General features: G+C 56.8%; 27 protein-coding genes and 1 pseudogene. All 28 read right to left on the reverse strand.

Annotation, left to right across the window (positions count from 1 at the left end; genetic code table 11):
- Positions 1–6 precede the first annotated feature (6 nt).
- The 28 genes and pseudogenes from rpmD to rpoC all read right to left on the reverse strand — a co-directional run bounded on the left by rpmD (position 7) and on the right by rpoC (position 21331).
- On the reverse strand, positions 7–186 hold the full coding sequence (gene rpmD, locus B0919_RS15440; protein WP_078013181.1) for a 50S ribosomal protein L30: 180 nt from the start codon (positions 184–186) through the stop codon (positions 7–9).
- A gap of 6 nt (positions 187–192) precedes the next feature.
- A complete protein-coding gene (gene rpsE / locus B0919_RS15445) occupies positions 193–711 on the reverse strand; it encodes a 30S ribosomal protein S5 (RefSeq protein WP_078013182.1) in 519 nt (172 codons plus the stop codon).
- Positions 712–714: 3 nt separating this feature from the next.
- Positions 715–1062, reverse strand: coding sequence for a 50S ribosomal protein L18 (gene rplR / locus B0919_RS15450; protein WP_078013183.1), 348 nt, complete (start codon positions 1060–1062; stop codon positions 715–717).
- 9 nt (positions 1063–1071) lie between these two features.
- On the reverse strand, positions 1072–1626 hold the full coding sequence (rplF, locus tag B0919_RS15455) for a 50S ribosomal protein L6 (protein ID WP_078013184.1): 555 nt from the start codon (positions 1624–1626) through the stop codon (positions 1072–1074).
- Positions 1627–1655: 29 nt separating this feature from the next.
- Complete coding sequence (rpsH, locus tag B0919_RS15460; protein ID WP_059072181.1) at positions 1656–2054, reverse strand: 30S ribosomal protein S8; 399 nt, start codon at positions 2052–2054, stop codon at positions 1656–1658.
- Between the two features lie 844 nt (positions 2055–2898).
- On the reverse strand, positions 2899–3168 hold the full coding sequence (rpsN, locus tag B0919_RS15465; RefSeq protein ID WP_078013185.1) for a 30S ribosomal protein S14: 270 nt from the start codon (positions 3166–3168) through the stop codon (positions 2899–2901).
- A 2-nt stretch (positions 3169–3170) separates the two neighbouring features.
- On the reverse strand, positions 3171–3725 hold the full coding sequence (gene rplE, locus B0919_RS15470; protein WP_078013186.1) for a 50S ribosomal protein L5: 555 nt from the start codon (positions 3723–3725) through the stop codon (positions 3171–3173).
- 32 nt (positions 3726–3757) lie between these two features.
- A pseudogene (gene rplX / locus B0919_RS15475) lies at positions 3758–4006 on the reverse strand (50S ribosomal protein L24); the annotation flags it as partial.
- A 5-nt stretch (positions 4007–4011) separates the two neighbouring features.
- Positions 4012–4380, reverse strand: a complete 369-nt coding sequence (gene rplN, locus B0919_RS15480; protein ID WP_059072177.1) for a 50S ribosomal protein L14 — start codon at positions 4378–4380, stop codon at positions 4012–4014.
- Position 4381: 1 nt separating this feature from the next.
- Positions 4382–4672 (reverse strand): 30S ribosomal protein S17, encoded by a 291-nt coding sequence (gene rpsQ / locus B0919_RS15485; RefSeq protein ID WP_078013188.1) that lies wholly within the window; start codon positions 4670–4672, stop codon positions 4382–4384.
- Between the two features lie 13 nt (positions 4673–4685).
- Positions 4686–4886, reverse strand: coding sequence for a 50S ribosomal protein L29 (rpmC, locus tag B0919_RS15490; protein ID WP_078013189.1), 201 nt, complete (start codon positions 4884–4886; stop codon positions 4686–4688).
- A gap of 5 nt (positions 4887–4891) precedes the next feature.
- Positions 4892–5314: a 50S ribosomal protein L16 gene (rplP, locus tag B0919_RS15495; RefSeq protein ID WP_078013190.1), complete on the reverse strand. Its 423-nt coding sequence runs from the start codon at positions 5312–5314 to the stop codon at positions 4892–4894.
- Positions 5315–5350: 36 nt separating this feature from the next.
- Positions 5351–6262 (reverse strand): 30S ribosomal protein S3, encoded by a 912-nt coding sequence (rpsC, locus tag B0919_RS15500; protein WP_078013191.1) that lies wholly within the window; start codon positions 6260–6262, stop codon positions 5351–5353.
- A gap of 5 nt (positions 6263–6267) precedes the next feature.
- On the reverse strand, positions 6268–6768 hold the full coding sequence (rplV, locus tag B0919_RS25950) for a 50S ribosomal protein L22 (RefSeq protein WP_078013192.1): 501 nt from the start codon (positions 6766–6768) through the stop codon (positions 6268–6270).
- A gap of 3 nt (positions 6769–6771) precedes the next feature.
- Positions 6772–7050 carry a 30S ribosomal protein S19 gene (gene rpsS / locus B0919_RS15510; protein WP_078013193.1) on the reverse strand — a complete coding sequence of 93 codons (279 nt, stop codon included), beginning with the start codon at positions 7048–7050 and terminating at the stop codon, positions 6772–6774.
- Positions 7050–7877: a 50S ribosomal protein L2 gene (rplB, locus tag B0919_RS15515; protein WP_078013194.1), complete on the reverse strand. Its 828-nt coding sequence runs from the start codon at positions 7875–7877 to the stop codon at positions 7050–7052. The genes rpsS and rplB overlap by 1 nt, the downstream gene beginning before the upstream one ends.
- A gap of 51 nt (positions 7878–7928) precedes the next feature.
- Positions 7929–8216 (reverse strand): 50S ribosomal protein L23, encoded by a 288-nt coding sequence (rplW, locus tag B0919_RS15520; protein WP_078013195.1) that lies wholly within the window; start codon positions 8214–8216, stop codon positions 7929–7931.
- Positions 8216–8854 carry a 50S ribosomal protein L4 gene (gene rplD, locus B0919_RS15525; protein ID WP_078013196.1) on the reverse strand — a complete coding sequence of 213 codons (639 nt, stop codon included), beginning with the start codon at positions 8852–8854 and terminating at the stop codon, positions 8216–8218. The genes rplW and rplD overlap by 1 nt, the downstream gene beginning before the upstream one ends.
- A 5-nt stretch (positions 8855–8859) precedes the next feature.
- Positions 8860–9480 carry a 50S ribosomal protein L3 gene (rplC, locus tag B0919_RS15530; protein ID WP_078013197.1) on the reverse strand — a complete coding sequence of 207 codons (621 nt, stop codon included), beginning with the start codon at positions 9478–9480 and terminating at the stop codon, positions 8860–8862.
- A 262-nt stretch (positions 9481–9742) separates the two neighbouring features.
- Positions 9743–11047 carry an O-antigen ligase family protein gene (locus B0919_RS15535; RefSeq protein ID WP_176133069.1) on the reverse strand — a complete coding sequence of 435 codons (1305 nt, stop codon included), beginning with the start codon at positions 11045–11047 and terminating at the stop codon, positions 9743–9745.
- A gap of 186 nt (positions 11048–11233) precedes the next feature.
- The gene (gene rpsJ, locus B0919_RS15540) at positions 11234–11539 is read right to left on the reverse strand and encodes a 30S ribosomal protein S10 (protein WP_078013199.1); all 306 of its coding nucleotides are present in this window, start codon (positions 11537–11539) and stop codon (positions 11234–11236) included.
- A gap of 24 nt (positions 11540–11563) precedes the next feature.
- Complete coding sequence (gene fusA / locus B0919_RS15545; RefSeq protein ID WP_078013200.1) at positions 11564–13699, reverse strand: elongation factor G; 2136 nt, start codon at positions 13697–13699, stop codon at positions 11564–11566.
- A gap of 100 nt (positions 13700–13799) precedes the next feature.
- Positions 13800–14267, reverse strand: a complete 468-nt coding sequence (rpsG, locus tag B0919_RS15550) for a 30S ribosomal protein S7 (protein ID WP_078013201.1) — start codon at positions 14265–14267, stop codon at positions 13800–13802.
- Positions 14268–14377: 110 nt separating this feature from the next.
- The gene (gene rpsL, locus B0919_RS15555) at positions 14378–14806 is read right to left on the reverse strand and encodes a 30S ribosomal protein S12 (protein ID WP_078013202.1); all 429 of its coding nucleotides are present in this window, start codon (positions 14804–14806) and stop codon (positions 14378–14380) included.
- Between the two features lie 523 nt (positions 14807–15329).
- Positions 15330–15623: a hypothetical protein gene (locus B0919_RS15565; RefSeq protein WP_139362162.1), complete on the reverse strand. Its 294-nt coding sequence runs from the start codon at positions 15621–15623 to the stop codon at positions 15330–15332.
- Between the two features lie 53 nt (positions 15624–15676).
- Positions 15677–16417 (reverse strand): class I SAM-dependent methyltransferase, encoded by a 741-nt coding sequence (locus B0919_RS15570; protein WP_078013205.1) that lies wholly within the window; start codon positions 16415–16417, stop codon positions 15677–15679.
- Between the two features lie 69 nt (positions 16418–16486).
- A complete protein-coding gene (locus B0919_RS15575; protein ID WP_078013206.1) occupies positions 16487–16816 on the reverse strand; it encodes a DUF3467 domain-containing protein in 330 nt (109 codons plus the stop codon).
- Positions 16817–16984: 168 nt separating this feature from the next.
- Positions 16985–21331, reverse strand: a complete 4347-nt coding sequence (gene rpoC / locus B0919_RS15580) for a DNA-directed RNA polymerase subunit beta' (protein ID WP_078013207.1) — start codon at positions 21329–21331, stop codon at positions 16985–16987.
- Positions 21332–21348 lie beyond the last annotated feature (17 nt).

Here is a 21348-nt window from a genome sequence, read left to right on the forward strand (position 1 = left end):
TGAGGTCTACAGTTCGGTTACTTCTACCAGGTGGCCAACTTTGGCTACCATGCCGGCAATGGCAGGAGTGTTTTCCACTTCCTTCACCGCGCCGATTTTGTTCAGGCCCAGGGCCTGCATCGTGCGCTTCTGACGCTCGGGGCGGTCAATAACGCTACGAACTTGCTTGATTTGGATCCGTGCCATCGTCGCTTAGCCGTTAAATACTTTGGCGAGGGAGATGCCGCGCTGCTGTGCAATCTGCATCGGGTCGCGCATCTTGTTCAGAGCGTCGAAGGTAGCCTTCACCACGTTGTGGGGGTTAGATGAACCTTTCGACTTGGCCAGTACGTCCTTGATGCCGGCGCTTTCGAACACGGCACGCATGGCACCACCAGCAATTACGCCGGTACCAGCAGCAGCCGGCTGCACCAGCACGAAGCCACCCGAGTACTTGCCTTCCATCACGTGGGGAACGGTGTGCTTGTACAGCGGCACCTTCACCAAGTTCTTCTTGGCATCGTCAATGGCTTTGGCAATGGCGTCGGTTACTTCGTTGGCTTTGCCCAGGCCGTAGCCTACGGTGCCAGCGCCGTCACCTACTACTACAATGGCCGAGAAGCTGAAGCGACGACCACCTTTTACCACCTTCGCTACGCGGTTGATGGCAACTACTTTTTCCTTCAGGTCCGACTCCGTGGTCTTCGCCGTGGGTTTATTTTGCTCGCGCATAGCTTAGAAATTCAGGCCGCCTTCGCGGGCACCTTCTGCCAATGATTTAACACGACCGTGGTAGAGGTAGCCCGAACGGTCGAATACTACCGTCGTGATACCAGCGGCCGTCGCACGCGAGGCCAGCTCTTTGCCTACTGCCGAAGCGGTAGCTACCGGCGAGTCGCCAGCCGTTACGTTCTTCGACGAAGCAGCTACCAGCGTGCGGCCGGCGGTGTCGTCGATGATCTGGGCGTAGATGCCCTTGTTGCTGCGGAACACCGACAGGCGGGGGCGCTCAGCGGTACCCGACACTTTCGTGCGGATGTGGCGCTTGATCCGGAGTCTTCTCTCAGTTTTATTAAAAGCCATGATGCTCGGTTATTTCGAGGCAGTCTTACCAGCCTTACGACGAATCTGCTCACCAACGAAGCGCACACCTTTGCCTTTGTAAGGCTCAACCTTGCGCAGCGAACGGATCTTAGCGGCTACCTGGCCGATGAGTTCCTTGTCGATGCTGGTCAGGGTGATGATCGGGTTCTTACCTTTTTCGGTAACGGCCGTAGCGGTTACTTCTTTCGGCAGCGCCAGGAAGATGTTGTGCGAGTAGCCCAGGGCCAGCTCCAGCGTCGAGCCGGTAGCAGTAGCCTTGAAACCTACGCCCACCAGTTCCAGCTGGTGCGTGTAGCCGGTGCTGACGCCGGTTACCATGTTGTTGAGCAGCGAACGGTAGAGGCCGTGCATGGCCTTGTGGCGCTTTTGCTCGGTAGGACGTTCTACGACTACGGTGTTGTCTTCGGAGCGTACCGTGATGTCGCGGTCGACAGCGGTTTTCAGTTCCCCTTTGGGGCCCTTAACCGTGATGGTGTTGTCGTTATCAACCGATACCTGCACGCCCGAGGGCAGGCTGATCGGGAGTTTACCAATGCGGGACATATTGTCGGGAGTTTACTGCTGCGTTGAGCTTAGTACACGTAGCACAGCACCTCGCCGCCTACGTTCTGGGTGCGAGCTTCCTTCTCCGTCATTACCCCTTTCGAGGTCGACAGGATGGCAATGCCCAGACCGCTCAGCACGCGCGGCAGGTTTTCAACGTGGGCGTACGTACGCAGGCCCGGGGTGCTGATCCGCTGCAGCTTCTGGATGGCGGGCTTCTTGGTCACGGGGTGGTACTTCAGCGCGATTTTGATCGTGCCTTGTACTGCCGAGTCATCAAAACGGTAGCTCTGAATGTACCCTTTCTCGTAGAGTACTTTCGTGATTTCCTTTTTGATTTTGTTAGCCGGAATTTCTACTACCCGGTGGTTAGCCTTGATGGCGTTGCGCACCCGGGTCAGGTAGTCGGCAATCGGATCTGTGTTCATTTGGATGATTTGAAGGGCACCCCGTGGTTAAGGGAACCGCAAAGGTAGGAAAATTTCGCAGCCATAGTTTTCCTATGACGGCGAAATCCTCGGTTAAGACTACTTGACATCCACAGCGTTTCCGCCGCAGCCAATGGTTTCTTGTGGCAACCTGCCAAATGGTGTGTGGGGCGTCCCCCACTGCCCTAGAGCATTATGGGGTGCAAAGATACGTAAATGCTTAACACAAAAGCAATAGGCGCTTTTGGTTAATTAGTATACTGTTATGCCAATCCTAAACGTGTAGCATCATCTCTGCTCAGCAGATACAATGGACAAGCTATAAACAGGAAGCTGTAGCGGCTCATGCCAGCCCGGGCACACTCGGTTGATAATTTCAGTGCTATCCAGTGGCCGGTACTTGAACAGGATCCGGGCACCCTTCTTTAGCCCAAAGCTTGTATCGTTAACAGCAGCAATTGCATTACGGCCTACGATACTGTCGCCCTCACGAAAGTTTGCGTATTCGCGATGTTCTACATAGCCGTGTACTGGACGACCAATAGGGTGATTATTGCTGACCTCGATAATAAGCCCGTTTAAGCAAGTCCTTCCTATTACCTTACCTGAAGCCAGTGACGCATCTTGGCTACTAGTAACCGGTCCATTGGTAGAAGAGCAACCATAGCTCATCAGCCCTGTTACCACTAGGCTTAAAGCGAAAGAAGTACGTGACACATCTAGATACATTACTACAGCATTAGGAACGCGATTTGTCAGCAGTCTACAAAAGCAAACCGCTCAGCCAAAACTCCCAAGAGAGTTTCAGCTGAGCAGTTTTGCTTAGCGTTGCTGCGGTAGCGGACTACCAGCTAGCTTTCGTTACGCCGGGAATTTTGCCGGCCGAAGCCATTTCCCGGAACGTTACGCGGCTGATACCAAACTTGCGCATGTAGCCACGCGGACGGCCGGTCAGTTTGCAGCGGTTGTGCAGACGTACGGGCGAAGCGTTGCGGGGCAGCTTGTCCAGACCTTCGAAGTCGCCAGCCTCTTTCAGAGCCTTGCGCTTCTCAGCGTAACGGGCAACCATCGCCACACGCTTCCGCTCTCTTGCTTTGATTGATTCCTTAGCCATGATTAGCTGTTTTTCTTAGCGTTGGCAAACGGCATCCCGAAGGCGCGCAGCAGCTCGTAGCTCTGCTCGTCGTTTTCAGCCGTCGTCACGAAGGTGATATCCATACCGCCAATCTCCTTGATCTTGTCAATGGAGATTTCCGGGAAGATGATTTGCTCCTTGATGCCGAGCGTGTAGTTACCACGGCCGTCGAAGCCCTTGTCGCTGATACCTTTGAAGTCGCGTACGCGGGGCAGCGCGATGGTCAGCAGGCGGTCAAGGAATTCGTACATCTGGGTGCCACGCAGCGTTACGCGGGCGCCAATCGGCATGCCCTCGCGCAGCTTGAAGTTCGAAACCGAACGCTTGGCGATGGTCGGAACAGCTTTCTGACCGGTGATGGTCGTCAGCTCATCCACGCCGTTGTCAACGAGCTTCTTGTCGGCTACGGCCTTACCAATACCGCGGTTGATGCAGATTTTGGTAATGCGCGGCACCTGCATGGTGCTCTTGAACTGGAATTTCTCCTGCAGCTGCTGGCGAATCTCCTTATCGTAAATTTCTTTCAGTCGAGCCATTGTCGGATACTTGGTTAGGCGTTAGCCGTGCTAACAAGTTTGACATTGCTGGCGTGGATCGGTGCCTCGATCTTCGAGATGCCGCCCTGGGGGTTCTTGGCGCTCGGCTTCGAGTGCTTCGTTACCAGGTTCAGGCCTTCGATGATGACGCGCTGGGTCTGGCGGTTCACCGATTTGATGACGCCAGTCTTGCCGCGCTCGTCACCGGCGATTACCTGGACGGTATCACCGGTTTTCACGTGCAGCTTCGCGGGCTTTGCTTCTTTGGTTTTCAGTGCCATTGCGGTTAGAGAACTTCAGGAGCCAGCGAAACGATCTTCATGAACTGCTTCTCGCGCAGTTCGCGGGCCACCGGGCCGAAGATACGCGTGCCGCGAGGCTCGTCGTTGTTGTTGAGCAGCACGGCGGCGTTGTCGTCGAAGCGGATGTACGAACCGTCTTTGCGGCGTACTTCCTTCTTCGTGCGAACTACCACGGCTTTCGAAACGGCACCCTTCTTGGCATTGCCCGAGGGGATGGCCGATTTGATTGCCACGACGATCTTGTCGCCTACCGTAGCGTACTTCTTGCCCGTGCCACCGAGGACGCGGATGCAGAGTACTTCTTTAGCGCCGCTGTTGTCGGCTACCGTCAGACGGGATTCTTGCTGGATCATCTTACTTGGCGCGTTCTACGATTTCTACCAAACGCCACCGCTTGCGCTTGCTCAGCGGGCGGGTTTCCATGATGCGCACCGTGTCGCCTTCGCCACACTCGTTGTTCTCGTCGTGGGCGACGAACTTGGTCGATTTCGACACGAACTTGCCGTAAATCGGGTGCTTCATTTTGCTCTCGACCACTACAGTGATGGTTTTATCCATCTTGCTGCTGGTGACGCGGCCGATACGCTCTTTGCGCAGGTTACGCTCTACCGTAGCGGTGCCCTGCTGTTCTGCGTTGTTTTCCATTACTAGCGGGGGACTACGATTGCTGCTCCTGCTCGCGACGCTTCAGCTCGGTGAGCAGGCGGGCGATGTTGCGGCGGGCGGTTTTGATGCGCACCGGGTTTTCGAGCGGGGAAATAGCGTGAGCGAAACGCAAGGTTTGCGCGCCCGACTGTTCCTTGTTGATTTGCTCTTTCAGATCCTCGATCGAAAGGGCGCGGATTTCAGCGTTTTTCATTTTGCTTATGCCTCAACGAAGTCACGACGAACGACAAACTTGGTGCGGACCGGCAACTTCTGAGCGGCCAAACGCAGCGACTCCTGTGCGAGTTCCAGCGAAACCCCGTCCGATTCGAACAGGATGGTGCCAGGCTTCACGATGGCTACCCAGTACTCGGGCGAGCCTTTGCCCTTACCCATACGTACTTCAGCCGGCTTCTTGGTGATGGGCTTGTCCGGGAAGATGCGGATCCAAACCTGACCTTCACGCTTCATAGCGCGGGTCATGGCGATACGGGCTGCTTCGATTTGACGCGCGGTGATCCAAGCGGCCTCCAGCGACTTAATGCCAAACGAACCGAAGTCCAGCGAGCTGCCACGATAGGCCAGGCCGTTTACGCGGCCCTTCTGCATCTTCCGGTATTTGGTTCTTTTCGGTTGTAACATGATCTAGTTCTCGAAAAAGAATGGAAGGAAGAAGGACTAGCGACGGGGGCCACGGCCTGCGCCGCCGCCTTGACCGCCACGATTACCGCCGCCGCCTTGGCCGCCACGATTACCGCCGCCGCCTTGGCCACCGCCAAAGCCGCCACGGTTGTCACCGCCGCCACGCGGGCCACGGTCGTTGCCACCACGGCCACCACGGTCGCCGCCACGGCCCCCACGGTCACCACGCTCGCCACGCTCACCGCGGGGACCACGGTCGTTGCGGTCGTTGCCACCTTGGCCTTGCTGCTGGCTCAGCAGCTGGTTGGGCGACAGGTCTGGCTTGCCGAATACTTCACCGCGCATGATCCACACCTTAATGCCGATTTTGCCATACACCGTCTGGGCTTCCGAGAGGGCGTAGTCGATATCAGCGCGGAGGGTGTGCAGCGGGGTGCGGCCTTCCTTATATTGTTCCGAACGGGCAATTTCAGCACCGCCGAGGCGGCCGCCGCACTGCACCTTGATGCCTTCAGCGCCCACGCGGAGTGCGCCCTGAATGGCTTGCTTCATCGCGCGGCGGAACGAGATACGAGCCTGCAGCTGCTGAGCAATGCTCTCACCTACCAGCTTGGCGTCGAGTTCCGGACGCTTGATTTCGAAGATGTTGATCTGGACGTCTTTGCTCGTGAGCTTTTTCAGTTCGTCCTTGATCTTATCAACTTCCTGACCACCCTTACCGATAACCACGCCCGGACGAGCGGTGTTGATGGTGATGGTGATGCGCTTGAGGGTACGCTCGATGATGATTTTCGAGATACCACCCTTCGGGATGCGCGCCAGGATGTATTTGCGGATTTTCTCGTCCTCTACCAGCTTGTCGGCGAAGTCTTTGCCGCCGTACCAGTTAGAGTCCCAGCCTTTAACGATACCCAGACGGAGGCCAACCGGATTAACTTTCTGTCCCATGGTGCTTATTCGGTGGCGTCAGCCGCGGTTTGGGTGTCAGCTTTCTTGGTCGAACGACGGGCCGGCTTCTTGGTGGGAGCCTCTTCAGCAGCCGGAGTGGCGGCGGGAGCGGTTTCCAGTTTAGCGGCGGCGTCTTTCAGACCCTGGCGGCTGCCGATGGCTTCCACCTTCGAGTCGATAATAATCGTGACGTGGTTGCTGCGCTTGCGGATGCGGTGACCACGGCCCTGGGGGGCGGGGCGCAGGCGCTTCAGCTGGCGGCCTTCGTCAACGAAGATTTCTTTGATGTACAGGTTGGCGTCTTCGATACGCTCGTCCTCGTTCTTCTGCTGCCAGTTGGCCAGGGCCGACAGGAGCAGTTTCTCGATTTTCTCGGCGCCCGAGTTAGCCTCGAACTTCAACAAGCCCAAGGCACGGGTAACGCTTTTGCCGCGTACTAGGCCGGCCACGAGGCGCATCTTGCGCGGCGAGGTCGGTACGTTACGGAGTTTGGCTACTGCTTCCATGTCTTAGCGCTTGCCTTTATCTTTCTTGGCTACGTGGCCGCGGAAGTTGCGCGTGGGCGCAAATTCCCCAAGCTTGTGACCAACCATGTTTTCGGTCACGTACACCGGGATGAACTTATTGCCGTTGTGCACGGCGAAGGTGTGCCCTACGAAGTCCGGCGAAATCATCGAGCGGCGCGACCAGGTCTTCACCACCGATTTCTTGTTGGACTCCTCCATCACCTGCACCTTCCGCTCCAGGCGGAAGTCGATGTACGGGCCTTTTTTAAGCGAACGTGCCATTACTTCTTGCCTTTACGCGAAACGATGAGTTGCTCAGAGTACTTGTTCTTGTTGCGGGTCTTGTAACCCTTCGCGAGCAGGCCTTTGCGGCTGCGCGGGTGACCACCGCTCGAGCGGCCTTCACCACCACCCATCGGGTGGTCAACGGGGTTCATTGCCACACCACGAACGCGCGGACGGTAGCCCAACCAACGGTGACGACCGGCTTTGCCGAGACGCACGTTCATGTGCTCGCCGTTCGAAACGGTGCCAACCGTAGCCATGCAGGTCACCAGGACCATGCGCATCTCGCCAGAGGGCAGTTTCAGCGTCGCGTATTTTTCTTCGCGGGCCACCAGCTGGGCGTAGGTACCAGCCGAGCGGGCCAGCACTGCGCCGGCACCCGGCATCAGCTCGATGTTGTGAACAATCGTACCGAGCGGCATTTCGCGCAGCGGCAAGGCGTTGCCCAGTTCCGGTGCGGCGCCGGGGCCTGCTACCACGGTAGCGCCTACCTGCAGGCCATTCGGAGCGATGATGTAGGCCTTCTCACCGTCAGCGTAGCTGATCAGGGCGATGCGAGCCGTACGGTTCGGATCGTACTCGATGCTCTTCACGGTAGCCGGCACCGAGTGCTTGCTGCGCTTGAAGTCGATGATACGATACTGTTGCTTGTGACCACCACCGATGTAACGGTTGGTCATTTTCCCGGAATCATTCCGGCCACCGGATTTTTTCTTGGGTGCCAACAGCGACTTCTCCGGCGTCGACGTGGTAATCTCGTCGAAACCCGGGGCGATACGGAAGCGCTGACCCGGTGATGTTGGTCTTAGTTTTTTGAGTGCCATTTTATAGCGAAAATGCTCTAGCGAGGGGCCTCGGTCAGAAATTCAGTCGGCTTAGATGCCGCTGTAGAAGTCGATTACTTCGCCTTCCTTCACGGTTACGATGGCCTTCTTGCTCGAAGCACGACGGCCGGTAACTGCACCGGTCTTGGTGAAGCGCGACTTGAGTTTGCCCTGGCTGCGGATGGTGCTGATGCCCACCACGGTCACACCGTAGAGCTTCTCAATTTCTTTTTTGATTTCAACCTTGTTGGCGGTGCGCTCCACTTCAAAGGCGTACTGGCCTTTCTCGTTCAGCGACGTTGCCTTCTCGGTCACGATGGGCTTCTTGATGATGCTCATTACTCAGCGGCCGTGTAAAGTTGGGTGAGCGTCTCCAGGCCAGCTTCCGACAGCAGCAGCGTGTCGGTGTTCAGCAGGTCGTGGGTGTTCAGAGCCGTGGGGACAGCCACCTTCACCTTTTGGATGTTGCGGGCCGACAGTACCACGTTCTTGTCAACCGAACCGGTTACCAGCAGGGTCTTCTTGCCGGTGTTCAGGTTCAGGCCGCTCAGGATGTTCAGGAAATCCTTCGTCTTGGCAGCTTCCAGGGAGAAGTTCTCTACCAGGGCCAGACGGTTTTCGCGAGCAAGAACCGAGAGGGCCGACAGACGGGCCAGCTGCTTGGTCTTCTTGTTCACTTTGAAGCCGTAGTCACGGGGCTTGGGACCGAATACGCGGCCACCACCGATGAACACCGGCGACTTCATCGAACCAGCGCGGGCACCGCCGGTGCCTTTCTGCTTCTTCAGTTTCTTGGTCGTGCGGGCGATTTCAGCGCGCTCCTTCGACTTGTGCGTGCCTTGGCGCTGGTTGGCCAGGTACAGCTTCACGTCGAGGTACATGGCGTGCTCGTTCGGCTCCAGCCCGAAGATTGCGTCGGACAGCGTCACCTTGCGGCCGGTGTCCTCGCCTTTGATCGTCAATACAGAGAGTTCCATCGCGCCTATTTCTCCAGAATCACGTAACCGTTTTTAGCACCGGGTACCGAGCCGCTCACCAGTATGAGGTTCTGCTCGTTCATCACGCGCAGCACTTTCAGGTTCTGGATCTTCACTCGGTCACCGCCCATGCGGCCAGCCATGCGCATGCCCTTGAACACGCGGGAGGGCCAGGAGCAGGCACCGATCGAGCCGGGGTGACGGCCGCGGTTGTGCTGACCGTGGGTTTGGCCACCTACACCAGCAAAGTTGTGACGCTTTACAACGCCCTGGAAACCTTTGCCTTTAGAGGTACCAACCACGTCTACGAAGTCACCTTCGGCGAAGTAGTCAGCGCTGATTTCAGCACCCAGCGAGTAGGATGCCACGTCGTCGGTGCGGAACTCGACGAGTTTTTTGCGGGGGGTAACTCCCGCCTTAGCGAAGTGGCCAGCCAACGGTTTGTTGGTGTTCTTGGCCTTCTTGTCGCCGTAACCGAGCTGAACGGCCGTGTAGCCGTCAACTTCGAGCGTCTTCACCTGCGTCACTACGCACGGGCCGGCTTGGATGAGCGTGCAGGGCACGTTCCGACCATCGGCGGTGAAGAGGCTTGTCATACCGATTTTTTTACCGATAATGCCAGGCATTCGAATGGGGTTTTAGAAAAGACACAGTGAAAACGCCCGAATGACGTTTTCGGAAAGGGAGTGCAAAGCTAGGGAATTGTTAAGACAAAAGCATAACCCCATCTGAAAATATTTCAGATAATGCGTTATGCCTTGCCGCTATTAGTCAGTCAGTTTGCCTTCCTCGCTAGAGCCATCCACTCCCCCTCTCCTGCCCCCGTACCGAAACTGGTCGGCAATTTGCTAAGTGCGACGGAATCCTATTTAGCTGCTTATTCTATAATTAGGCGGGACGCCATTTCAGTCCCTTGCGCACGACTTGCTCTTTGCGGCAATCGGCGACGCTACTCAATGGTAGCAGCAAGAAAAACAGGGAAAACGTAAGCCCCGTTTGTCCTTCCATCGTCGGCTCGACCATAAAAGACAAGGTCACGATTATGTATTGTGCCACCAGCATAGGAGCATGCCGACGGCGTGCCCACCACAAGGGATAGTAAAACGCTATGATGAAAAGCGCTAACCCTAGTGCGCCGAAGGCTACCAAGTAGAACAGAAACTGGTTGTGAGGTTGAATCTGATGCTCTTCATCAATTTGGGGAAAGAACTCCCGATACCGCGCTGACATTTCATCTCGCAGATCAGCTTTACCTACTCCAAACAGCGGATGATCTTCCCATACGCGGATGGCCGTTTGGTAAGAATACACCCGTCCCACCAGCGAGTAGTTATTAGCCGAATGCGTCTGCTCTACTTTGCTGGCATCTTCCTTTGTATTGTGGTACTTATTATAAAAGGTGGGCAGCGTAAAATAGCTCACCATGGGTAGCAGTACCATCATCAAGGCCACAAAGCCCGCTTTGCGCCAGTCGCGCTTCTTCAATAAGTATCCAATGGCGACGACAGCCAACATGTACAAGGCTACCAAACCACTGCGTACGGCCAGTAAGTGAAGAAAACCAGCCAGGAAGATTGTGGCACCTAAGACGGCAGCTCGGCGCCATCCCCGCAGTGCCCCACGGTTGAGCATTACGGCGCCCACGGCAATGGACAATACTATAAGTAAACTAAACCGGATATGATCCGGTACAGTGGGCATAATCTTGGAGTGGATATACAGTTCATTGATATAATCAGCATTGAATAGATAGTAGATAGTACTGCCGATTGCTGAAAACGTGGTGACAAGTAGCAAAAGCTTATACAAGCGCTTTAAGTCGTCACTTTGTAAAGGCGGCAGTATCCAGAAACACAATGGCAGCAGCAGAAAAGGCAGCTGCAGTATAATGTCGCGCCAGAACTCACTGGTATTGGGCACGCTTGTATTTGCTCCGGCAGCCAAGTGCATCAGAAAGATCAGGGCGAACCCGGCGTATACTGGCCATTTTCGAAACTGCGCTATTTGTCGGAACTGCTTCAGGTATGCTAACGCACACAGCAGTAAGCAGCCCTGTCCAATGCTCGACAGCACCCGGAAAAACGGGAAAGTAAACAACCCGGTAATCACCATGCCGCAGCTAATGGCTGCGGCTGTTTGAATGCGGCCTACTGTTAGCCAGGAAGCAGAACTTGAAGCGGCAGAAATACTCACAGACGTTGAACGCATACCCACAGCTGCACGCTTGGGAGAAACGCAAGATACCTATTTCGTGCCAGCCTTTCCAGCAGCACGATTTCTCCCTTCTTCTACGAAGAGCCAGACTCAACAGTAATGGTTGCAAACAAAAAGCCCCACTGGCCGAGGCCAGCGGGGCTTTTTGCTGCTAAGCGGTTAGGCTCAGACCTTGATTTCTACGTCAACGCCGCTCGGCAGTTCGAGCTTCATCAGGGCGTCTACCGTCTTCGACGAGGTCGAGAAGATATCCACCAAGCGCTTGTAGGTGCAGAGCTGGAATTGCTCACGCGACTTCTTGTTCACGTGGGGCGAACGGAGTACGGTGAACTTTTCTTTTTCCGTCGGCAAAGGAATCGGGCCGCTAACGATGGCACCCGTTGCTTTCACCGCCTTTACGATCTTCTCCGACGACTTGTCGACGAGGTTATGATCGTAAGACTTCAGTTTGATGCGAATTTTCTGGTTCATGAGGTCAGCTTGTGAAAGCAAGAATTATTTACCGCCTTTTACTTTGGCGATGATGCCCTCGGCGAGGTTCTGCGGTACCTGCTCGTAGTGCGAGAAGGTCAGCGAAGCCGAAGCGCGGCCCGACGAGATGGTGCGCAGGTCGGTTACGTAGCCGAACAGTTCCGACAGCGGAACGTCAGCCTTAATAACCTGGGCACCAGCCTTCGTGTCCATGCCTTTCATGATGCCACGACGACGGTTCAGGTCACCCGTTACCGGGCCCGTGTACTCGTCTGGCGACACTACTTCCACGGCCATGATGGGCTCGAGGAGCTTCGGAGCGCAACGCGGGGCAGCTTCCTTGTAGCCGAGGCGAGCAGCCATTTCAAACGACAGGGCGTCCGAGTCCACATCGTGGTACGAACCGTGGTAGATACGCACGCGCATCGAGTCCAGCGGGAAGCCCGCCAGTACGCCGTTCTTCATAGCTTCTTCGAAGCCTTTCTGAACCGGAGCAATGAATTCTTTCGGGATAACGCCGCCGGTGATACCGTTGACGAATTCCAGACCGGGTTTCTCCGGCTCGGTTTCTTTCGGACCGATTTCGAATTCGATGTGAGCGAATTTACCACGACCACCCGTCTGCTTCTTGTAGACTTCGCGGTGCTCGATTTTCTTGGTAATCATTTCCTTGTAGGCTACCTGCGGAGCACCCTGGTTGATTTCAACCTTGAACTCGCGACGCATACGGTCGATGATGATTTCCAAGTGAAGCTCACCCATGCCGCGCAGTACCGTCTGGCCAGTCTCTTGGTCGGTAAATACCGTGAGGGTGGGGTCTTCTTCCACGAGCTTGGCAATGGCCATACCCATCTTGTCGACGTCAGCCTGAGTCTTGGGCTCGATGGCGTAGCCGATTACGGGCTCGGGGAACGACATAGACTCGAGCACGAGACGGTCTTTCTCTTCCGTCAGCGTGTCACCGGTCTTGATGTCTTTGAAACCCACGCCGGCAGCAATGTCACCAGCCTGGATTTTGTCGATGGGGTTCTGCTTGTTGGAGTGCATCTGCATCAGACGCGAGATGCGCTCCTTCTTGCCCGTACGGTTGTTGAACACGTACGAACCAGCGTCGAGCTGACCGCTGTAGCAGCGGAAGAAGCACAGACGGCCCACGAAGGGGTCGGTAGCAATCTTGAACGCCAAGGCGGTGAAGGGCTCCGAGTTGTCCGGGTGACGCTCTACTTCCTCGCCGGTGTCGGGGTTGGTACCGATGATAGCGGGCATGTCGAGCGGCGAGGGCAAGTAGGCCATAACGGCGTCCAGCATAGCCTGTACACCCTTGTTTTTGAAGGCCGAGCCGCACATTACCGGAGAGAACTTCATGTCGATAACCGCTTGGCGGATTACCGTCATCATTTCCTCACGCGTGATGCTGTCCGGATCATCGAAGAACTTCTCCATCAGCGTGTCGTCGTACTCGGCAACGCTTTCCACGAGCTTCTCACGCCACTCGGCTACAGTGTCCACGAGGTCTTCGGGAACCGGTACTTCCTTGTAGGTTTTGCCTTGGGTAGCGTCGTCCCATACGATGGCCTTGCCGGTCAGCAGGTCCACTACGCCTTTGAAGGTGTCTTCAGCACCGATCGGAATCTGCAGGGGCACGGGGTTAGCACCGAGCTTGTCCTTGATTTCCGTTACAGCCTTGAAGAAGTCAGCACCGGCACGGTCCATCTTGTTGACGAAGCAGATGCGCGGCACTTTGTATTTGTCAGCCTGACGCCATACGGTTTCCGACTGCGGCTCTACGCCCGATACGGCGCAGAACAGAGCAACGGCACCGTCGAGCACGCGCAGCGAACGTTCAACTTCAACGGTGAAGTCAACGTGGCCGGGGGTGTCAATCAGGTTGATTTTGTACTGCTTGGTCTCAGGCGTCGATTCGCCCTGCACCGTGGGGTAGTTCCAGAACGTGGTAGTAGCGGCCGAGGTGATGGTGATACCACGCTCCTGCTCCTGCTCCATCCAGTCCATCGTGGCCGCACCTTCGTGCACTTCCCCGATTTTGTGGGTTTTACCCGTGTAGTAAAGAATGCGCTCCGACGTCGTGGTCTTACCGGCGTCGATGTGCGCCATAATCCCAATGTTGCGGAGGTACTTCAGGTTTTCGTTGACGGCCATGTCAGTATGGGGTCTTAGGAACTTGGGGACTCAAGGGATGAGAATTGCTACTCAACAACAATTCTCGCCCGAAAGTCCCCAAGCACCCAAATTCCTATGGTTAGAAGCGGAAGTGCGAGAAGGCCTTGTTGGCTTCGGCCATCCGGTGGGTGTCGTCCTTCTTCTTGACGGCGGCACCTTCACCTTTGGCGGCAGCGATGATTTCGCCAGCCAGCTTGTCTTTCATCGTCTTCTCACTGCGGCGGCGCGAGTACTGAATCAGCCATTTCGAGCCAACGGCGATACGACGGTCGGGGCGAACTTCCGTGGGCACCTGGAAGGTAGCACCACCTACGCGGCGGCTCTTTACTTCCACGGTCGGCATCACGTTATTCAGGGCTTTGCGCCACTGCTCGAGGCCGTTTTCCTTCGTGCGCGATTCTACCTGCTCCAGGGCATCGTAGAAGATGCCGTACGCCAAGCTCTTCTTGCCGTCGTACATCAGGTAGTTAACGAAACGGGTTACCAGCGTCTCGCCGAACTTGGGGTCCGGCAGGAGGATACGCTTCTTCGGTTTTGCTTTTCTCATGGTATATGAGGAGTCGTGGGGACTGGGGTAGTTCGTTGACCTAGCTTCACGCGCCCTGCGACGCATTACTCAGACCCGTGGTCAACGTTCAGGCCCCAACTACCTGATTACTATTTCTTCTTGCCTGCGGGTTTGCCACCTTTGCCAGCTGCTGCAGCCGGTTGACCGGGCTTCGGACGCTTAGCACCGTACTTCGAACGACGCTGCAGACGGCCATTTACGCCGGCGGTGTCCAGGGCGCCACGGATGATGTGGTAACGCACGCCGGGAAGGTCCTTCACGCGGCCGCCGCGGATCAGCACGATGCTGTGCTCCTGCAGGTTGTGGCCTTCGCCCGGGATGTAGGCGTTAACTTCTTTGCCGTTGGTCAAGCGCACGCGAGCTACTTTACGCATGGCCGAGTTCGGCTTCTTGGGCGTGGTGGTGTACACGCGGGTGCACACACCACGGCGCTGCGGGCACGAATCGAGGGCAGGCGACTTGGATTTCGTCGTCAGCTTCTCGCGGCCTTTGCGCACTAATTGGTTGATGGTTGGCATCTATTGAGCGTTTTGTCCGGGAGGGTCTTCTCCCAAAAAATTAGGCTTGCAAAGGTAGAGAGTCTGATTTACAATAGCAAACGAGTATTGTAACTTAACCCGGAAAGGCCCGACGACTCAGTATCAGCGGCTTTGCTCATGGCTAAGTTGAACATCCCTAAGAATCACGAAAGCCCGACCGGAAGCAGACGGGCTTTTTGGTGCTTGCTAAAGAGAAGTGGTAACAGATTCTGCCTCTATTACTCCCGATCTTCTACCGTTATCGGCACATGCTTTAGGCAATATGCCATCAAGCTGTCTAGTATATCATGTGCCCCGCCATTATCACAGAAATAGAACCCATACGGCTCCCGCGAACTACGCGCATCAGGCATTGTGCCTGGGTTAGTAGGCTTACGATACTCGTGGAAGCCCGTGCCATCCAGTCGTGAGAAGTACGCAACCGATTCTAATACCTGTTTGGCCTCTTCGTCGCCAATGGTGCAGATGACCTTGTATTCGTAGCCCATAGTTTGAAAGCAACTTAATCGGCTGCTTGTAGCGTCACCGGGCCCAGGTCGGCGCAGCGGCTGAGGACGTAGCCCAGCACTTCCAGGCTGGTGCGGCTGCGGCTGTAGTCGCAGTAGTAGAGGCCGTACTCGGCGCGCTGCAGCACCGCATCGGGGAGGCTGGCGAGGCTGCCGGAACTGCGGTACTCGTGCAGGCCCAATTCGTCGCAGTGGTCGAAGTTGGGTGCTTTGCCGAGGATGCTATTGATCTGCTCGATGGTCAACGTGCAGATGATGCGGTACTCAAAACCGGTTTCTACCAAACACATTACCCAATTCTGTAATACAGTTTACCAATAACTAGATTCCGTAGCAAAGTTTACTACTTGTTGATTTTGCTGGCTCGCAGGAATATTGGGAAGCAGACTTCACGTTTCTTTTTGCCCCACAGCTCGCACAGTGGTTGTTCAATCTGTTGCAACGGCTCCTCCCCTAGTGCTTGTCGGTAGCGCTGCACGCTGCTCCACGTCTGTAAGTAACGCAGAAACCGTTCGGCGTCCCAGAGTTGCCGCTGCTCGAAGCGGCGGTGCTGCACTTCGGCGAAGGGAAACGGAATGCAGGCAAACTCGTCGTCGATGTGACGGCGGTTCTCGTCCCAGTAAGGTCCGACGATATCCGTGTAAAAGTGACGGATCAACGGATCAATCTGCTCATTGACTTTGACCAGCCCATAGCCCCACTCGGCAAGGGTAGCATTGGGCTTGGCCACGCGCGTTGCTTCTCGATGAAAAGCGTCGGCATTAAACCAGTGCAGGGCCTGCGCTACCGTAATCAGGTCGAAAGTATTATCAGCAAATGGCGTCTGCTCCGCACCACTAATGGTGTAGCGGATATTTAGCTGCGGCACGGCCTGTTCGAGCTGCTTCCGGCTGATGTCGGTGGCTTCTATATGGCCAAAGTGCGGCGCCAGATCAGCCGCAACTTGGCCATTGCCGGTGCCACAGTCCCAGGCTGCTTCGCGGCCAGGCGTGATGGACAGCAGGTAATCGTACAGAGCCGGCGGGTAAGTAATGCGGAACTGCGCGTACTGCGCGGCGTGGTCGGAGAAACGGTCGAGAGCCATTGGCTGAAAATAGCAAGAGCCGCGGACAGCGCCGCAGCTCCTGGAGTTGCTGATCGAAAATGGAGCCGCTTATGCCTCTCCCATCGTCCCACTGAAATTCATCGGGAAGCTGGCCATATCCGTCTGGACTTTCACCGGGCCGAAGCTCCGCTCGTAGCGGTCCAGGTTGTCCTGCAGCGCCGACAGCAGCCGCTTGGCATGCTCTGGCGTAATGACGACGCGGGCTTTCACTTTAGCCTTGGGCAAACCGGGCATCAGGCGAATGAAGTCGATGACGAATTCGCTGCTGGAATGCGCAATCATCGCCAGGTTGGCGTATTCGCCCTCGGCAATTTCCTCCGACAGCTCGATGTTGATTTGTTGCTCTTCGGGTGCGGGAGTGGGTGGTTGTTGGGCCATGCTGTAGCGCGAAGTTGTACTCCGCGTGTCGTTGAAAAGAATCGTAGAAACGGCGCGGACGAAACGCGAAGTACAACTTCGCGCTACAACGCGCACTCCTAAAAGTAGGCAGAAAAAGAAAAGCCCGCCGGAATTGCTTCCGACGGGCTTCCCTATTCCATCAACCGATTACTCGGCCGATACTTCGCGCTTGCTGCGGCTGGCGCGGGCGGGGCGCGTTTCCGTGGCGGCCGGAGCGGCGGGTGCCGGTTCCGGATCCTCCGTTGAGCCGACCTGAATGCGCGTGTACTCGCGCAGACCGGTACCGGCCGGAATGAGGTGACCCACGATAACGTTTTCCTTCAGACCGAGCAGTTCGTCGGCTTTGCCACGGATGGCAGCCTCCGACAGCACCTTCGTCGTCTCCTGGAACGAAGCAGCCGAGATAAACGACTGCGTGCCCAGCGAGGCCTGCGTGATGCCCTGCAGCGTCGGACGGGACACGGCCGGGGAGGCGTCGCGCACTTCCACCAGCTTCAGGTCGCGGCGGCGCAGCGAGGAATTCTCGTCGCGCAGCTTGCGGGCCGTCACGATCTGACCGCGCTTGAGCACCGTCGAGTCGCCTTCGTCCGTCACCACCTTCATGTCGATGATGGAGTCGTTCTCTTCCATGAACGTCACCTTATCGACCGACTGGTGCTCCAGGAACGAGGTGTCGCCCGGATCCATGATAATCACCTTCTGCATCATCTGGCGGACGACCACCTCGATGTGCTTGTCGTTGATTTTCACACCCTGCAAGCGGTACACTTCCTGAATCTCGTTCACGAGGTACTCCTGCACGGCACCGGGGCCCTGAATGTTCAGGATGTCGGTCGGCGTGATGGCACCATCCGACAGCGGCGCACCGGCGCGGATGAAGTCGTTGTCCTGCACCAGAATGTGCTTGGACAGCGGCACCATGTACTTCTTCTTCACGCCGTCTTTCGACTCGACGAAGATTTCACGGTTACCACGCTTCACGGTGCCGTAGGTTACCACGCCGTCGATTTCCGATACCACCGCCGGGTTCGACGGGTTACGGGCTTCGAACAGTTCGGTAACGCGGGGCAGACCACCGGTGATGTCGCGGGTTTTGCCCACGGCACGCGGAATCTTGGCCAGGATGTGACCAGCCTTGATCTTCTCACCATTCTCCACGTTGATGTGCGAGCCTACGGGGATGTTGTAAGCCTTCTGGCTTTCGTCGCCACCCGAGCGGCCGGCTTTCACCACGATGGCCGGAGCCAGGGTCTTGTCCTTGGATTCGATAACCACCTTCTCGCGGTAGCCGGTCTGTTCGTCCGACTCCTCGCGGTAAGTGACACCCTCCTTGATACCCTCGTACACGATGGTACCGTCGAATTCGGCCAGAATAACGGCGTTGTAGGGGTCCCAGTTGTTGAGCTCCTGGCCCTTCTCGACCTCCTGACCTTCTTCCACGAGCAGGAACGAGCCGTACGGTACGTGGTTCGAGATGTACACCTTGCCGGTGCCCTTCTCCACGATACGTACTTCGCCCGAGCGGCCCATGACCACTTTCACCGGTTCGCCTTCCGCATTCACCGAATCCACAGTGCGCACATCTTCAAACTCGATGACGCCGGCAAACTTGGCGCGGATGCTAGCTTCTACGGCGATGTTCGAGGCCGTACCACCCACGTGGAAGGTACGCAGCGTGAGCTGGGTGCCCGGTTCGCCGATGGACTGCGCAGCAATAACGCCGACAGCTTCGCCTTTCTGCACCATGCGGCCCGACGAGAGGTTACGACCATAGCACTTGCCGCAGATACCGCGCTTCGATTCGCAGGTCAGTACCGAGCGGATTTCCACCGATTCGATGCTGGTGTTATCGATGCGACGCGTGATTTCCTCGGTGATTTCCTCACCGGCGGGCAGGATAACCTCGTCCGTCAGCGGGTCCACGATGTCGTGCACGGCTACGCGGCCCAGGATACGCTCGGCCAGCGGCTCCACGATGTCCTCGTTGTCCTTCAGGGCGAAGGTCTCGATGCCACGCAGGGTACCGCAGTCCACGTCGTTCACGATAACGTCCTGCGACACGTCCACCAGACGGCGGGTCAGGTAGCCGGCGTCAGCCGTCTTCAGAGCGGTGTCGGCCAGACCCTTACGGGCACCGTGGGTCGAAATGAAGTACTCGATAACGTCCAGGCCTTCTTTGAAGTTGGACAGAATCGGGTTTTCGATAATCTCGCCGACCGAACCCTGCAGCGACTTCTGCGGCTTGGCCATCAGACCACGCATACCGCCGAGCTGACGAATCTGCTCGCGCGAACCACGGGCGCCGGAGTGCATCATCATGTAGATGGAGTTGAAGCCTTGCTTCTCCTTCTCCAAGCGGGACATGAGGGTTTCCGTAATCTGGTTGTTGATGCGCGTCCAGATGTCGATAACCTGGTTGTAACGCTCGTTGTCGGTAATCAGACCCATTTGGTAGTTCTGGGTTACCGCCTTCACGTCGTTTTGCGCCTGAAGAATCAGCTCATCCTTCTCTTTCGGGATGTTGATGTCGCCCAGACCCATCGACAGACCACCTTTGTAAGCCGACTGGAAGCCCAGCGTCTTGATGTCGTCGAGGAACTGCGCCGTGCGGGCCATGCCCGTACGCTTGAACACCAGCGAAATGATCTGCTGCAGCTTCTTCTTGGTCAGCAGCTCGTCCACGAAGCCGACTTCTTCCGGCACGTGCAGGTTGAAGAGCACGCGGCCAGCCACGGTCTCAATCACCTTCGTTACCAGGTTGTCTTCCTCGTCGCGGACTTTAGTGCGCACCTTGATGTAGGCGTGCTTCGAGAGCTGACCTTCGTTGATGGCAATAACAACCTCCTCGGCGGAATAGAACGAACGGCCTTCGCCTTGCACTACTTCCTCTTCGGTGGTGCGCTTGCCCTTGGTCACGTAGTACAGACCCAGAACCATGTCCTGCGACGGTACCGCAATCGGAGCGCCGTTGGCCGGGTTCAGGATGTTGTGCGAGGCCAGCATGAGCATCGAGGCTTCCAGTACGGCGGCCGGTCCGAGCGGCACGTGCACAGCCATCTGGTCACCGTCAAAGTCAGCGTTGAAGGCCGTACACACCAGTGGGTGCAGCTGGATGGCTTTGCCCTCGATCAGGCGCGGCTGGAAAGCCTGGATACCCAGACGGTGCAGCGTAGGAGCACGGTTCAGGAGCACCGGGTGGCCTTTCAGCACGTTCTCCAGGATGTCCCATACCACGGCGTCCTTGCGGTCCACGATTTTCTTGGCCGACTTCACCGTCTTCACGATGCCGCGCTCGATGAGCTTGCGGATGATGAACGGCTTGAACAGCTCGGCCGCCATGTTCTTGGGCAGACCGCACTCGTGCAGCTTCAGTTCAGGACCTACCACGATAACCGAACGGCCCGAGTAGTCGACGCGCTTACCGAGCAGGTTCTGACGGAAGCGGCCCTGCTTGCCTTTCAGCATATCGGACAGCGACTTCAGGGCGCGGTTGCCTTCGGCGCGCACGGCATTCACCTTGCGCGAGTTGTCGAACAGGGAGTCGACGGCTTCCTGCAGCATGCGTTTCTCGTTGCGCAGAATCACCTCGGGGGCCTTGATTTCGATCAGGCGCTTGAGGCGGTTGTTGCGGATGATAACGCGACGGTACAGGTCGTTCAAGTCGGAGGTAGCGAAACGGCCACCGTCCAGGGGCACGAGGGGGCGCAGTTCCGGCGGAATCACCGGCACCATGCGAATCACCATCCACTCGGGGCGGTTCTCGATGCGGCCGTTGGCTTCGCGGAAGGCTTCCACCACGCGCAGACGCTTCAACGCCTCAGCCTTACGCTGCTGCGAAGTTTCGTGGGCAGCGGAGTCACGCAGGGAGTAGCTCAGCTCGTCCAGGTTCAGGCGCTCGAGCAGCATGTACAACGCTTCGGCGCCCATCTTGGCGATGAACTTCTGCGGGTCCTCGTTGGGCAGCATCTGGTTCTCGCGGGGGAGCTTGTCGATGATGTCCAGGTATTCGTCTTCCGTCAGGAAGTCGAGTTGCTGTACGCCGTCCGTTTCCAGCAAGCCCGGCTGCACTACCACGTAACGCTCGTAGTAGATGATCTGGTCGAGCTTCTTGGTGGGCAGGCCCAACAGGTAACCAATTTTGTTGGGCAGCGACTTGAAGTACCAGATGTGCGCAACGGGTACCACCAGTTCGATGTGGCCCATCCGCTCGCGGCGCACCTTCTTCTCGGTCACTTCCACGCCGCAACGGTCGCAGATGATGCCCTTGTAGCGAATGCGCTTGTATTTGCCGCAGTGGCACTCCCAGTCTTTTACCGGTCCGAAGATCCGCTCGCAGAACAAGCCGCCCATTTCGGGCTTGTACGTGCGGTAGTTGATCGTCTCGGGCTTCACCACTTCCCCGTTCGAGCGCTCCAGAATGGCTTCCGGAGAGGCGAGCGAGATGGTGACTTTCGAGAAGTCTTGAACCAGCTTTTTCGTTTTTGCAAACGCCATGTTGCTTGGGTTTAAGC

The sequence above is a fragment of the Hymenobacter sp. CRA2 genome (assembly GCF_002007105.1).
GTDB lineage: Bacteria > Bacteroidota > Bacteroidia > Cytophagales > Hymenobacteraceae > Solirubrum.